Raw genomic sequence first — 13,624 nt, 5'->3', positions numbered from 1 at the left:
AGCCCAATTCATTGGCCTCTTTCTGTCCAACAGGATGAATAGTGGATCCGCTGTTGGCAAAAGTCCAAGCTACCGCATTGACATCATTACTACCGGCATAGTCAAATCCCTTGCTCTTTATACCCCCTCTTGCCGCATACTCCCATTCGGCTTCTGTAGGCAGGCGCGATAGGTCTTACCGGATAAGGTATTCAACTTTGTTATAAATGTCTGGATATCATCCCAGCCTACAGCGGTTACCGGGCAATCCATACAATCGGTACGACCAGAAGGATTGCTGCCCATGACGTTTTGCCATTGTGCCAGCGTAGTTTCATACTTAGCTAGTTTAAAACTGCTTAGGGTAACCGTATGGATTGGCTTTTCATTGTTATTCTCAGGGCCACCCATAGCAAACCTACCGCCATGCACCGTGACCATGTCCGGCTCATTGATATTACCAACCGCGGTTGCGTTTTCTGATAGCTTCGAGTTACCTGGCCACCACGGGGTACCGGCCACCGTTATAAGCAGAACTGCGATTAAACTATATTTCATCACTGGATTTTTTTGGGTTTGCGGAACCTCTCCTTATAATTCAATGAAGCCACGTTTCTACTTTGTGTGCTTGACGCTAATCGGCTGGTGGTGTGTCGAGTAAGCCGCCCAACAAGCTTGCAGACAGAAACAACGAATGAGGCAGCGTGAATCATGAAATGCCCTAATTATAGATAGTCAAATCGCTCTTTGTCTCAGGCAGGAGCATTTTTTGAGATTATCACATATCACTTCTTTTCAAGTACCAGTTTCAATAACCGCTTTAACTCATCAATCTCGGACTGCTGCTTTTGCTTAGTTAATTGCAGTTCTTGCTCAAGTTGGATGCTGTACAAGGTCAATTCCTCCACTTTCTCCAGCAAAGTAGCGTTCATCTTCACCAAATCAACACCCACTTTAACCACTTCTTCGGCCGAGGGGATATTAGGCAAATGGCCATGCTGGGCAATGTAGCTAGCAACAGTGGCTAGGGGGCGTAGCTGGTATGTAGGTAAAAAGACTTGATCACTCCACTCATTGGCGGTATTGATCCGTAACTGATACCGAGCCTTCACCACATCACCTTTTTCATTGACGGTCAAGAATTGATCAGTGGCTTGGCTTGGCTTGCTTTGACTGGTGAGTTTAGAAAGTCTCAAACCGCTGTTATCCGTCTCATCAGCGACCACTTCCAGTTTGTTTTTTGGTGCTGAAGTTCCAATGCCCACCTTGACGCCATTACCAAGTATCAGCGAATTACTACTGGCCACCCGGCTGCCGGAACCGATGGCGATGCCATTGAAGATGCCTTCATCGGCCTGACTGTTGTAGCCCATCAGCACATTGTCATCACTGGTAGTAATGGCAGTTCCGGAATTAGGGCCAATGATGATGTTGTTGTTGCCGGTGGTGACATTACTGCCAGCTTGGTTGCCTAGAAAGGAATTATTAATCCCAGTGGTATTGTTAAATCCCGCGTAAGCCCCCACAAAGGAATTATTAATCCCAGTGGTATTGTTAAGTCCCGCGTGAGCCCCCACAAAGGAATTATTAATCCCAGTGGTATTGGAATTTCCCGCGAAAGCCCCCATAAAGGAATTAGAGCCTCCAGTGGTATTGAAAGCTCCCGCTACATAGCCCAAAAAGGAATTAAATTCCCCGGTTGTATTGGCATATCTGCATCGTAGCCTAGAAAGGAATTAGCGCCCCGGATATATTAGCCTGACCACTTCCTGAGCCAATAAATACATTGAAAGTCCCTGTACTGTTATGCCCAGCCATGTAGCCAATATTCACTGCGTCAGAAACTGTCCCCGAACCCACTCCGGCCTGAAAACCAATCGATACATTGTTGTTATTATTTGATCCTGAACCCACACCGGCCTGATGGCCCACCGCCACATTCTGGATACCAACTGTACTATTATAACCGGTCCCCAGGCCTACAAAGACATTATTGATACCCGATGTAGTAGAATAGCCCGCCTGATAGCCCGTAAACACATTGGCCTGACCCGATGAGTTGATATTTATTCCAGCCTGAACCCCTACCAGGGTATTATAGGGGGCCGCTGAGGAGCCGCTGGCGGTGTTGGCCACATAGTTACCTTGGGCTACTAGTAAGCCAGGTAGAAAAAGCAAACTGATGCTGAAGAAGCAGAGCTTGATCATGAAGCTTTCGATTAAAGTAAAACCTTCTATCAATTGACGGATAAATCATCTGAATATCAATAGCTGATCTACTTTTTGAGAATATGGTAGTGTCGCTTGAAACGCCCCATTTAAGAAGCAGATACATGAAGATTCTATCGTCTCATGTAGGAGCGTTTAAGGAGATGTACCGCTAACAAGTAACCCCGTTTTGAGTTACCTTTTTAACTAATCAATGGAAATAGATGAAGAACCTATCGATAACCTTTCTCCTGGCTGGAGCTGTATTGGGCCTGCTTTTAGTTTTCACGGTAAACCAGGCCCGTACCAACCTGAACCGATCGCTAAAGGCTAAGTAGTTGAGCGGAACGGGACGGAGGTGGAGCGCCACTGCGATGCCGAGTAGGCAATTCCTCACTTGGCTGATGAGAAGCGGAACGTACTGTAAATAGGAGCGTTTATGTGAGATTACCCTCCATCACTTCTTCTGAAGTACTAGTACCATCAGCCTCTTTAATTCATCAATCTCTCGTTGTTGCTTCTTGTTTTCAGATGCTAACTGCTGATCTTTTTTACGAAGGTGTTGATTCGTCTTCTCCAACTGTATGCTATACAAGGTCAACTCTTCCAGTTTCTCCAGTAAGGTAGCGTTCAGCCTTACCAGATCAACCCCTTCTTTAACCATCTGCTCGGCAGAGGGGACTCCGGGTAAATGACCATGCTGCTGTACATAGGAATCGACATTCGCTAAGGAGCGCAAAGGGTAAGTTGCCCGGAAGACCTGATCACTCCATTCAGTTGGACTGTTAATGCGGAGCTGATACCTGGCTTTGACAATCTCGCCCCGTTCATCCACGGTTAGAAACTGATCGGTGGTGCGCTGGGGGGAGCTGGCCGACGTCAGCCTGGTCATTCTAATACCACTTTTATCGGGTGATGGACTCACCACTTCCAATCGATCCGTTGGCGCCGAGGTACCAATCCCTACATTCACCCCATTGCCCAGAATCAAGGCATTACTGGCGGCTACCCGGCTTCCAGAGCCAATGGCGATGCCATTGAAGATGCCTTCATCGGCCTGACTGTTGTAGCCCATTAGCACGTTGTCGTTGCCGTTGGTAATGGCAGTGCCTGAGGTGGGACCAATAATAATATTGTTACTACCGGTGGTGACATTATACCCCGCATGGTAACCCAGGAAGGTATTACTCGTGGCGGTGGTATTATTGTATCCTGCCTTGGAGCCGATGAAGGTATTGCCTGAAACCGTGTTATTGAATCCTGCTGAATCGCCAACCATTACGTTAAAGTTTCCGCTTTTGTTCAGGAAGCTCGCATTGGCCCCTATCGCTGTATTCTGTTCCCCCTTGTCATTATACTGCCCGGTTTGAGTACCGATAAATACATTTAAGTTTCCGGTCGTGTTCGACAAGCCAGCCCCAAATCCTAAAAAGGAATTTTTACTCCCCGTCGTATTTACCTGCCCGGCTTCAGTACCCATAAAGGTATTGCCATTACCCGTCATATTGTAATTCCCGGCATAAGCACCTATGAAGGCATTGTTAGAACCCTCCGTATTGGAAGACCCGGCTTGATATCCCATAAAGGCGTTGTTAGAACCCTCCGTATTGGAAGACCCAGCCTGATATCCCATAAAGGCGTTATTAACACCCGTTGTATTGGAATACCCAGTCCGGTACCCGACAAAAGCGTTGTTAGTCCCCGTTATATTCGCTTGGCCACTACCCGAGCCAATAAATACATTGGCTACTGCTGTACTATTATGTCCAGCCATGAAGCCAATATTCACCGCATCCGATACCGAACCCGAACCTACTCCGGCCTGATAGCCAATCGATACATTGTTGTTATTATTTGATCCTGAACCCACACCGGCCTGATGGCCCACCGCCACATTTTGAATGCCCGTCTTATTATTGTACCCAGTACCTAATCCAACAAAGACATTATTCGTACCCGATGTAGTAGAATAGCCCGCCTGATAGCCCGTAAACACATTGGCCTGACCCGATGAGTTGATATTTATTCCAGCCTGAACCCCTACCAGGGTATTATAGGGGGCCGCTGAGGAGCCGCTGGCGGTGTTGGCCACATAGTTACCTTGGGCTACTAGTAAGCCAGGTAGAAAAAGTAAACAGATGCTGAAGAAGTAGAGCCGGATCATGAAGCTTTCGAGTAAAGAAAAATCTTCTATCAATTGACGGATAAATCAGTTGACTGTCAATGATTAGTTTACTTTTTGAGGATACGGTAGTATTCTATCAAGCGCCCTATTTAAGGAGCAGACACATGAACACTCCTTTGTAAGACGAAGGAGCGTTTGTTGAGATTAAGTCAACAGCCGTTTACTTGCTAACCGGCCATATACCACTTTCCTACTCTACTTCCCAATGTCGAAAGCAACCTATTGCGGAACTGCAAAATCGTCTCTAGCCGCAGGTCAGCATATAAGTCAAAAACCTATATTTACTTGGTCAGGTGAATCTATTGCCAAATTTAGAACAACACGGTATACGAATGTTAGTAGAAATCCATAAAGCACAATTGGGAGATCTAGAGCAACTTCAACAAATTTGTCTTAATGCCTATAGTCAAAATTTTGCCCATCATTGGCATGAGGGCGGGCTAGATTGGTACCTTGATCAGCAATTTAGTCCTGATCAGCTAAGGCAAGCGATTAAAAGCGCCGAGACTGATTATTATCTCATTTTTAACGATAAGCTACCCGTTGGTTTTTGTAAGCTAGGTTACAGCAGGCTGACGGAACCTTGGTTAGAATTGGAAAAAATTTATGTGTTGCCCAGCGAGAAGGGAAGCGGGATTGGTAAAGCCGTTTTGGATATGGTCGTTCATATAGCTGAAGACAAGGGCAAAAAGGAATTGATCCTATACGTAATTGATACGAATCAAGCAGCTATTCGCTTTTATGAACGCAACGGTTTTTCGTTACAAGAAAAAACGCGCCTAGACTTACCTTATTTTAAAGAAGAATTAAAAGGAGCTTGGCAGATGAGGAAGCGATTATGACATTTAATACATAGAATCTAATCTTGTTGGGGTTGAATAGTCCTATCATCATGATGGCGTTTCGTGCCTTAAGAAGCTAATACTTAAAAACTAGTTCGTCTCAAACAGGAGCCTTTTAGGAGACACGCACTTAGATAGTGATTTACAGAGTTTTTAACTCTTGTAAAGCTAACCTAAAACAATAACTATATAAGTAGTTTTAAATAGTATGCTTCTTCTTGTTTCAAAGAAAGCAACTATGAAGACTATCAATTATTGCGTATTCTTCTTTCTGATCGGTGCCGGATGCGCCAGACAGCCTAGGCTCTCTACTAACAGTTCATTCAATGTGACCAGTAAGCTCAACGATTCTACCTGGTATGGTACCGGTGAACTGTTGCGTATCAAGGAATCGACACAACAGCCCGACAATGTCAGGAAGTTGAACCTGCTGGTCTATACGGATATTGATTATCCAGGCATGGGTAATGGGCCAAATCCTAACACGACTACGGGTTGCGCTGACGGCGACTGTACCCGGACCCAGATCTTGATGATTTATAACATTCCCTTCAAAAAAGGTCGCACTACCCTTGCCAAGCTAAATAAACGTACCACTATAAAAAATGAACAGGCAAACCTTTCGTATGTGGGCAATTCCGGCGGCCTAGTGAAACGCTATATCAACCAGGGGGCAAAGCCTAGTTGGATCAGAGTGACGAAGATCGATCAGGCAACCGGTGTGGTAGAAGGGCGCTTTGCTATTTCCTTTAAGGAAGATATGACTGTCTATAACCGGCTAGAGAATGGTATGCCAGAGACGGCCCAGTTCACGGGTGGCCTATTCCGCATTAAGATCAAAGATGTAATCTTGAAATAGCGGGATAACCTTGCCTTTCTAGGAATAATCTGTAGCTCTTTGTGAACGCAATATAGTATCTGCCAATACTCGAGCTATGTCATCGCTTCTCATCCTTCTGGCTGAGTACCTTATTTAAGCAGAATCCACTTCGTCTCACATAGGAGCGTTTAAAGAAACATTAAATTAATTAGCAGCAAATCTAAAACCTATACAATTCCGTTACATTACTAATCGCGTTAGTTCACCCGTTAAAACATAGACTATCACTATGGATCGATTGACCAAAGTGGGGCTATTTACGCTGCTGTTGCTCGCTCAGGTAGGGTTCGCTCAGACGCCAACTTACACTAAAATTTATCTATTCAATATCACCAGTGGTGGGCTGCTAAAACCCATTATGCTACGGACAAGCTTGAATCCAGATAACCCAATTCGTATCAAGAGTCGGGAGTGCGTTCTGCTTGAAACCGACGCCGATAGCTTAGGGCTGCTGGTTAACGACCAGGTCGAATCCCTTCCTTTTGAGCGTGGACAAACCTACTACTACGTCATTAGCTCAGATTACATGCCTATCTTCACGGTAAACGAAGTATCCAGACGCGTATTTTGGTTAACGGCTCACGTGAACAATTCGCAAAAAATCACCTCTTATATGTTAGATAAAAAGGGCTTAAGTACTTCTACCCGGTAAGGCTACCAGTTAGTTATCGAGCCTTTTTGGATTCCCAGGCTAACAAAAAATCAGCGTTTTCGTGAGGCCGTTGTATAGGCAACATTTATTCAAGATGCCCACCTGCTTAGGGGTAAAAATCTACAGCAGTCTGTAAAAGCAGCTTTTACGTTTCGTTAACATTCTTTTACGAGCCCTCCAACATATCTCAGCACAAAGACTGGTAGGTTTGTTGAAATTCGTTGGTATCAAAAAAGGAAAAAGGATGAACTACTCACGCGTATATGCTTTGTTCTTACTCTCTGTTTTTCTCACTTCCTGTGGACAAAACCAAACAAACGTACCACAAGATAATGTCAAGTCCGAGATTAAAGACATAGGGCCTAACATAATGGTTCGTAATATAAAAAAAGGCAGAAATGGCACCATTTTGATTGCTGGCCCGAACAACTCATCATTTGGTGATGTTTTTCGATACGATGGAAAATCGTTTACTAATCTTACAAGTAAACTAGGTCAGCACATATTCTGGGATGTCCTGGAAGATCGACGAGGAAATAGTTGGTTCGCTTCTACTGATTCAGGCGTTTATTATGACAATGGGAAATCCATTCAACATTTCACTACCACGCAGGGTCTTGCCAATAATCGAGTTACGTCTGTTTATGAAGATAAAGCCGGCATTATTTGGTTCGGCACTGAAGGTGGAATAAGTCGTTACGATGGGAAATCGTTTCGAAATTTTACTTCTCCGAACGCCCCGCTTTTTTATAAAGAAGGGCATTGGAATAATGAGATTAATACAATCATCGAAGATAAAACAGGGAAATTGTGGGTTGGCACAAGGGGCGACGCCTTTGTTTATGACGGGAAAAAATTTACCACGTTAACCCATAAAGGCGAACCCTTTCTCGGTGTTTGGAGCATAATCGAAGATAGAAAAGGCACTATTTGGCTCAGCGGTTACAATGGCTTTAAAGTAAGCCAGACCGGTGGCCTCTATCGCTATGACGGTAGTACCTTTACTAAGGTATCGGAGAGAGGTGCTTATGCAATAATCGAAGATAAAAAAGGAAACATCTGGACTACTGGTCCAGTAAATCCTGCTAATTGGACGGTCCAGGCACTTTCCCGTTATGATGCAAAGTCCTTGTATAGTAATAAGCCCATTGTAACCGAAATTATGTCAGGAAAGGCTTTCTATGGGATTTCGGAAGCGAACGATGGAAGTATTTGGGTTGGCGATGCGACCGGCGTGTATCGGTATGATGGAAAGACCATCACGGACTTTTATAATAAAGAGGGTCAGAAAAAATACATCATAGATACGAAGCAAAGTGTTGTAATCTGGAAAGGCTCTAGGTTACTTGGCGGATGGGAAGGTGCTACGTTCCGTGGTGATGATGCCGGTACAGGGGACGTCGAACTAGTAAAAGGAGAATTGTTGATCGACAACCGTCATTTAGTGGGCGGTACAGCTGAAGTCGACATGAATACAATCGAACAAAAATTTGATACTCCAGGTCCACACAATAAATTACCTGCATTTTTTGATGTCAAAAAATTCCCGGTTTCTACATTCGCAATTACGAAGGTTGAAACCGGGAATGATGGGAATACAAAAGTTCCAAATGATGGAAGTATAAGAGTTAATGAAGGAAATATAAAAGTTACAGGAAACCTGACTATTGAAGGTATCACGAAGGCCGTTACTTTTCCAGCCCAAATATATTTTAAGGACGGAATGGACGGAACTGTTGAGATGAATGGCACGCTGGTCATTGATCGAACAGATTGGGGTATCGGTTATAGTTCAGAAGAGCTCTTTTTTAAGTCTGGTGATGGAACTATTTCGGACGAGGTTAAACTCTTTATGAAAATCGTAGCAAAAAAATAACATCTGAATCCATTAGATAAGGTATATAGCTGTTTCTTAAATCGCCCGTTTTCTAATCCTGCTTATTTAAAAGTGAAATCATATTTGTAGCAGTTGGCTACAATCTCAAATTGCCATCTCGTGAATCAACATCTCACTTTCGGCTATTTGTTGAGTTAATGATGCACATTGATGACTGTCGATCGTGACCTTATCTATCCACAACGCTTGACTATCTCTGATCATCCTTGACAATACCCATCACTATCTTACTTCGCTGGATTTTCATCAATACCTAATCGGGGCAAAGCTGGATTTAGAATGCGCGGAACAATTTTAATCCGGAAGACCCGCATATCAGTCATGTGGAAATCGCAGCTATAAAAATCGCGTTGCTTCACTCCCCGATAAACAGCCGTGTAGTTGATCTTAGGAGGCCAGTTATTCAAAGCCAGCTCCGCTGTAACAGCATCTACAGCTTTGCGGAGGTTAGAAAAAAAGATGACCGTTGGCTCTCGCTGACGAATGGTCGTTAACGAGCCAGTATACTGAATAGTTACTTCATAAATCGTTCGTCCAGAAGGGCGTAATAAGCTGGTTTTAGCCAAGAGAATATCTGTTTTATTCACACTTTATTCATAATACGATTATAGTGAAAAACTATCTCACTATTTTTCAAAGGCTAAACTAAAATCATACTTCGGGCGTTTTACCTACAATTGCACCAATCAATACCCAGCCGCTTCAAACGACTGGGTATTTTTGGTTATAACAAAATCAAAAAAGCGCTGGTCCATTGGCCAACGCTTTTTTGATTTTATACTGTGTAAAGCTACGAGCTTATTTCTTATACATAACCGTCTCTACCGCTTGCAACGTACGCTTTACGTTGGGTAGAATAGCTTCGATGAGTGTAGGTGCATATGGCAAAGGTAAGTCCATGCTATTAACACGCACAACCGGTGCATCTAAATAATCGAAGGCGTTACGTTGAATGTTATAGGTCAACTCCGACGAAATAGCTGCCAGTGGCCACGCTTCCTCCACAATAACACATCGGTTGGTTTTCTTCACCGAGTTGATAATCGTTGCGTAATCAATCGGGCGAACTGAACGCAGGTCAATAACCTCTGCCGAAACGCCGTTTTTGGCTAATTCGTCGGCAGCAGCCAGAGCTACTTTCATAATTTTGCCAAACGATACGATCGTCACGTCGTTGCCTTCGCGAACAACCTTGGCCTGACCAATCGGAATTAAGTATTCTTCTTCGGGCACTTGACCTTTATCGCCATACATTAACTCCGACTCCATGAAAATAACGGGATCGTTATCGCGGATGCACGATTTCAGAAGTCCTTTGGCATCGTAAGGATTAGATGGGACAACAACTTTCAAACCTGATGTATTGGCGAACCAGTTCTCGAAGTTTTGTGAGTGCTGTGAAGACAGCATACCAGCGTTACCCGTTGGGCCCCGGAAAACAATAGGGCAAGAATACTGCCCACCCGACATCGACATAACTTTCGCTGCTGAGTTGATGACCTGGTCAATCGCAACGAGCGAAAAGTTAAAGGTCATGAATTCGATGATTGGCCGCAGTCCATTAATGGCTGAACCAACACCAATACCTGCAAAGCCAAGTTCGGCAATGGGGGTATCAATTACGCGCTCCGGACCGAATTCGTCCAGCATACCCTGGCTAACTTTGTAAGCTCCATTGTATTCGGCGACCTCTTCGCCCATCAGATAGACCAGAGGGTCCCGGCGCATTTCTTCCGTCATGGCCTCCCGCAGGGCTTCGCGGAACTGTATTTCTCTCATGCTGAGTGTGTTGCTTTCGGTTAGTTACCTACCTGACTTCAATCAGGCTAGATTGCTGAAAAATTGATCAAAAGTAGGTAAAATGACCTGATTCGTCAAATGAAGGTCAACAGCTTCTTGTAGTATGCAGTAAAATTCATAGATGATTAGGGCCTATCGAACCACGGCCAGCTTCCCACGCAGTCCTTCTGAACCATCTGCCGTAACGACTACAACTAAATAAATACCCGTTTGTACTTGTCGACCTCGATAATCACGGAGGTTCCAGGTAGCCGAACCTCCCTGAGATTTAGTTTCGTAGACTAGTTGGCCTCCTGCATCAAGGATTTTCACGGTTGCGTTTTCAGTTAGGCCATTTATACCTACAGTACCGTTGAAGTCTGGCCGGACGGGGTTTGGGAAAATAGTTAGACTCTCGAGCGTTTCGGAAGGCTCTGTAGCTGGGCTTTGGTAAGACACCAGACCATTGGAGTTGCCTAATGGGCCAGTTTCAATAAATACCTTACCGGTCGTGGGTTCAATCGCTATTGCCTGAACAGTATTATTTGGTAGCGGACTATTCTCTGCCGTGAACGTATCTAAAAGCTGCGAACCATCGGGTGCAACGTGATAGACGCCTTTTTGTGTGCCTATCCATTTTCGATTACCCCCATCAACCGCAATAGCAGTAATGAGTTCATTGGCCAGTAATCGACGTCGGTTGAGTAGGGGAGGTTGGGCATCAATGGTTGCGTCAAATGCTGCGTATGGACTGTCAAATACAGTTGGCCCTAGATCGGTTCCCACCCAGATAGACCCATTGCGATCTTTTACGAGCGCCCGAATGCTATTAGAAAGTAAACCGCCCTGGCCTGTTTGAGTTGTCAAGAAACGACTACGATTGCCTTGAGGATCAACAACCAATAAACCTCCCCCCAGATCGGGTCGGAGCCAGAGAAATCCATTGTCGTCGGGAACGATCTGTACAATATTTGTTTGACTGACAATGGAGAAAGATTGAAATGTGCCGTCAGCTCGCCGGACGTGCAATGTAGCTTGCTGAGAAGAAACCGTTCGTCCGGTTGTTATCCAAAGATTGCCATCGATATCCGTTGCCAGACTACTGATAAATGGACTTATTGTAGCTGGTAATGCAACGGCTACTGGTGTTTGTCCTTCGACTTGGCTCCATAGGCCTCCACCAAAGCTACTCAGATAAAGCTTCTGTTCGGCAGGTAAGTAAGCCGATGAATTAAAACCGCGGGTTAATCCTGTAGTTGTTGCATTACCAGTGTTCCATCGCCCGCTAGTTACCGAAAAAAAATCATAAAGAGATTGATTCGCTGTTAGCAACGTAGCATCGAGCGGACCGCTAGGTAAGGCTACGAGTGTTTGCGGATAGGCGTATAAACTGACAAACGAGTCACGAGTTGGGCCTTCAGGAGCAATCCGCTGAAATTGTCCTGCGTTTCCGAACAGCAAGCCTGTTTTCGTATCTGCAACCCATATGGTATTTCCATCGGCTACAACCTCGCGAGGGTCGGTCAGGAGCGATCCTGAAAATTGACCGAAGCCTAACAGTGTAATTGACTGATCTGTAGCCAGGATTGGGCCTGTTGTTGCTGGAAACTGCCGAATAATAGAATTCGTCAGCGATTGGGTTAAAACCCACTTACTGGTCTGCCGCTCATATAGCCCAACTCCATTGACAGTTGCTGATAATCGCCCCTGATTAGACACTATAGATGAGAGTTGCAAGCCAGGCTCAGTTATTGTTCGCCAATTGGCTGGATCTACAATATTGACATTTTCGGCAAAGCGTATAGCCCGTAATTTAAGTCCCATGTCCGTCGAACGTAATGGACCCGTTAACGCGTATAGACTATCGTTAGTAGCTGCTGTCTCATAAATTGGTAGGGGTGAGCCGTCAGCTCGTTGACTGAAATAGGTATCTCGAATCTCATTCTTGAGTAAATCCAAAACAACCACACCAAAGTCGGTGCTGAGATAAGCGTTGTTCCCAATACGATTCAGGTGATTGATAGCTCTCGAAGTCGGTAAGTTTGATGCCGAAACAATTGTATTGACATTAGCAACGGGACCCGGTTCACCTGCATCTGTTAATGTTAAGAAGTCCAGATTGCCATTTCGAAAGGCGATGAGCAATTTTTTTTGATCAGCGAGATACAAAAGTCGACTGACACCTACATCACTTAGTCCTGAGGTTTTACTGAGCGTAGTGGTTTCGTTTGTCGTTTTATCGTAATAAAAAAAACCGTTTTGAGTAACGGCATAAATTTTAGACCCAATTACCGCCACCGACTGCCCTGACTGATAACTAACATGCGTTTGCCAGGTACCAATTTGGGAGAATGCGAAATGTGAAGTGATGAACAATGAATAAAACAATACTAACAAAAAGCAGGACTTAAAAAGTGATTTTTTAAGTCCTGCTTTTTTTATTACTATATAAATAGTACTATTCATTATTCGTGACATTTTCGTATGCCCATTCTTTTCGACCTGCCTCGTCGCCGAGGTTAAAGCAGCGTCGGCATCGGGCTTCGTAGCTATCGGTTTCGCCTAATAATACGCGTTCCTGCGAAGGTACGAGCCGATAAGAATACTGGGCTATATCGCCACAGACGACGCAAATGGCGTGAACTTTGGTTACATATTCGGCAACGCTCATTAGTTGAGGCATACAGCCAAAAGGCTTTCCGGAGAAATCCATATCGAGGCCCGCTACAATGACGCGTTTCCCCTGATTTGCCAGTTCATTACAGACATCGGAGATGTCTTTATCAAAAAATTGGGCCTCATCTACGCCAACTACATCACAATCACCGGCTAGCAAGAGAATCTGGCCCGCTGTTTGCACAGGTGTTGAATGAATGGCCATTTCGGAGTGCGAAACGATATTTTCATCGTGGTAGCGAGTGTCCAGAGCAGGTTTAAAGATTTGGACATTTAGCTTAGCAATACGAGCCCGCGTGAGCCGACGAATTAATTCTTCGGTTTTGCCAGAGAACATTGAGCCACAAATTATTTCAATCCAACCTGTTCGCAGGTGAGGTGGATCGCGCCGTCGGGAGGGTTCAATAAACATCGGGTAAAAGCAGTAAAAATGTGCAGATTAGTTATACTAATTACAACCTACCGTGAACAACAGGAACGAATATTGTTTTATTTATCCACATGGATTACCCGTAGTGGGCCTGAA

General features: G+C 44.6%; 12 protein-coding genes and 1 pseudogene. 4 read left to right on the top strand and 9 right to left on the bottom strand.

Annotated features, from left to right (window positions below; all coding sequences use genetic code 11):
* Nucleotides 1-52: 52 nt before the first annotated feature.
* The 5 genes and pseudogenes from GO755_RS42150 to GO755_RS07090 form a co-directional block, all read right to left on the bottom strand.
* A pseudogene (locus tag GO755_RS42150) lies at nucleotides 53-121 on the bottom strand (hypothetical protein); the annotation flags it as partial.
* The gene (locus GO755_RS41805) at nucleotides 118-537 is read right to left on the bottom strand and encodes a formylglycine-generating enzyme family protein (protein WP_157584017.1); all 420 of its coding nucleotides are present in this window, start codon (nucleotides 535-537) and stop codon (nucleotides 118-120) included. The gene GO755_RS41805 and the pseudogene GO755_RS42150, both read right to left, overlap by 4 nt.
* 227 nt (nucleotides 538-764) lie before the next feature.
* Complete coding sequence (locus GO755_RS41370; RefSeq protein WP_227686880.1) at nucleotides 765-1,607, bottom strand: hypothetical protein; 843 nt, start codon at nucleotides 1,605-1,607, stop codon at nucleotides 765-767.
* Between the two features lie 97 nt (nucleotides 1,608-1,704).
* Entirely contained in the window at nucleotides 1,705-2,187 is a 483-nt protein-coding gene (locus GO755_RS41365) for a hypothetical protein (protein WP_227686879.1), read from the bottom strand.
* Nucleotides 2,188-2,644: 457 nt separating this feature from the next.
* Nucleotides 2,645-4,351, bottom strand: coding sequence for a hypothetical protein (locus GO755_RS07090; RefSeq protein WP_157584016.1), 1,707 nt, complete (start codon nucleotides 4,349-4,351; stop codon nucleotides 2,645-2,647).
* Between the two features lie 353 nt (nucleotides 4,352-4,704).
* Here GO755_RS07090 and GO755_RS07085 point away from each other — a divergent pair, with 353 nt between their 5' ends.
* From GO755_RS07085 to GO755_RS07070, 4 genes are all read left to right on the top strand, one after another.
* Nucleotides 4,705-5,214, top strand: coding sequence for a GNAT family N-acetyltransferase (locus GO755_RS07085; protein WP_157584015.1), 510 nt, complete (start codon nucleotides 4,705-4,707; stop codon nucleotides 5,212-5,214).
* Between the two features lie 238 nt (nucleotides 5,215-5,452).
* Complete coding sequence (locus tag GO755_RS07080) at nucleotides 5,453-6,073, top strand: hypothetical protein (protein WP_157584014.1); 621 nt, start codon at nucleotides 5,453-5,455, stop codon at nucleotides 6,071-6,073.
* Between the two features lie 250 nt (nucleotides 6,074-6,323).
* On the top strand, nucleotides 6,324-6,746 hold the full coding sequence (locus GO755_RS07075; protein ID WP_157584013.1) for a hypothetical protein: 423 nt from the start codon (nucleotides 6,324-6,326) through the stop codon (nucleotides 6,744-6,746).
* 244 nt (nucleotides 6,747-6,990) lie between these two features.
* Entirely contained in the window at nucleotides 6,991-8,622 is a 1,632-nt protein-coding gene (locus GO755_RS07070; RefSeq protein WP_157584012.1) for a YceI family protein, read from the top strand.
* A gap of 248 nt (nucleotides 8,623-8,870) precedes the next feature.
* On the opposite strand, the gene GO755_RS07065 is transcribed toward GO755_RS07070, so the two are convergent.
* The 4 genes from GO755_RS07065 to GO755_RS07050 form a co-directional block, all read right to left on the bottom strand.
* Entirely contained in the window at nucleotides 8,871-9,230 is a 360-nt protein-coding gene (locus tag GO755_RS07065) for a hypothetical protein (protein ID WP_317165811.1), read from the bottom strand.
* 211 nt (nucleotides 9,231-9,441) lie between these two features.
* Nucleotides 9,442-10,422, bottom strand: coding sequence for a pyruvate dehydrogenase complex E1 component subunit beta (locus GO755_RS07060; protein ID WP_157584011.1), 981 nt, complete (start codon nucleotides 10,420-10,422; stop codon nucleotides 9,442-9,444).
* A 153-nt stretch (nucleotides 10,423-10,575) separates the two neighbouring features.
* Nucleotides 10,576-12,798, bottom strand: coding sequence for a type IX secretion system anionic LPS delivery protein PorZ (gene porZ / locus GO755_RS07055; protein ID WP_227686878.1), 2,223 nt, complete (start codon nucleotides 12,796-12,798; stop codon nucleotides 10,576-10,578).
* 82 nt (nucleotides 12,799-12,880) lie between these two features.
* Entirely contained in the window at nucleotides 12,881-13,510 is a 630-nt protein-coding gene (locus tag GO755_RS07050) for a thymidine kinase (RefSeq protein ID WP_157584009.1), read from the bottom strand.
* Between the last annotated feature and the right edge of the window lie 114 nt (nucleotides 13,511-13,624).

Source organism: Spirosoma arboris (genome assembly GCF_009754945.1).
GTDB classification, from domain to species: domain Bacteria; phylum Bacteroidota; class Bacteroidia; order Cytophagales; family Spirosomataceae; genus Spirosoma; species Spirosoma arboris.
This window is presented reverse-complemented; position numbering and strand designations above follow the sequence as displayed.

Bases quoted from the DNA above. Each gene is read 5' to 3' on its own strand.
- GO755_RS41805 (WP_157584017.1), bottom strand. From the start codon at position 537: ATGAAATATAGTTTAATCGCAGTTCTGCTTATAACGGTGGCCGGTACC.
- GO755_RS41370 (WP_227686880.1), bottom strand. From the start codon at position 1,607: ATGGGGGCTTTCGCGGGAAATTCCAATACCACTGGGATTAATAATTCC.
- GO755_RS41365 (WP_227686879.1), bottom strand. From the start codon at position 2,187: ATGATCAAGCTCTGCTTCTTCAGCATCAGTTTGCTTTTTCTACCTGGC.
- GO755_RS07090 (WP_157584016.1), bottom strand. From the start codon at position 4,351: ATGATCCGGCTCTACTTCTTCAGCATCTGTTTACTTTTTCTACCTGGC.
- GO755_RS07085 (WP_157584015.1), top strand. From the start codon at position 4,705: ATGTTAGTAGAAATCCATAAAGCACAATTGGGAGATCTAGAGCAACTT.
- GO755_RS07080 (WP_157584014.1), top strand. From the start codon at position 5,453: ATGAAGACTATCAATTATTGCGTATTCTTCTTTCTGATCGGTGCCGGA.
- GO755_RS07075 (WP_157584013.1), top strand. From the start codon at position 6,324: ATGGATCGATTGACCAAAGTGGGGCTATTTACGCTGCTGTTGCTCGCT.
- GO755_RS07070 (WP_157584012.1), top strand. From the start codon at position 6,991: ATGAACTACTCACGCGTATATGCTTTGTTCTTACTCTCTGTTTTTCTC.
- GO755_RS07060 (WP_157584011.1), bottom strand. From the start codon at position 10,422: ATGAGAGAAATACAGTTCCGCGAAGCCCTGCGGGAGGCCATGACGGAA.
- GO755_RS07050 (WP_157584009.1), bottom strand. From the start codon at position 13,510: ATGTTTATTGAACCCTCCCGACGGCGCGATCCACCTCACCTGCGAACA.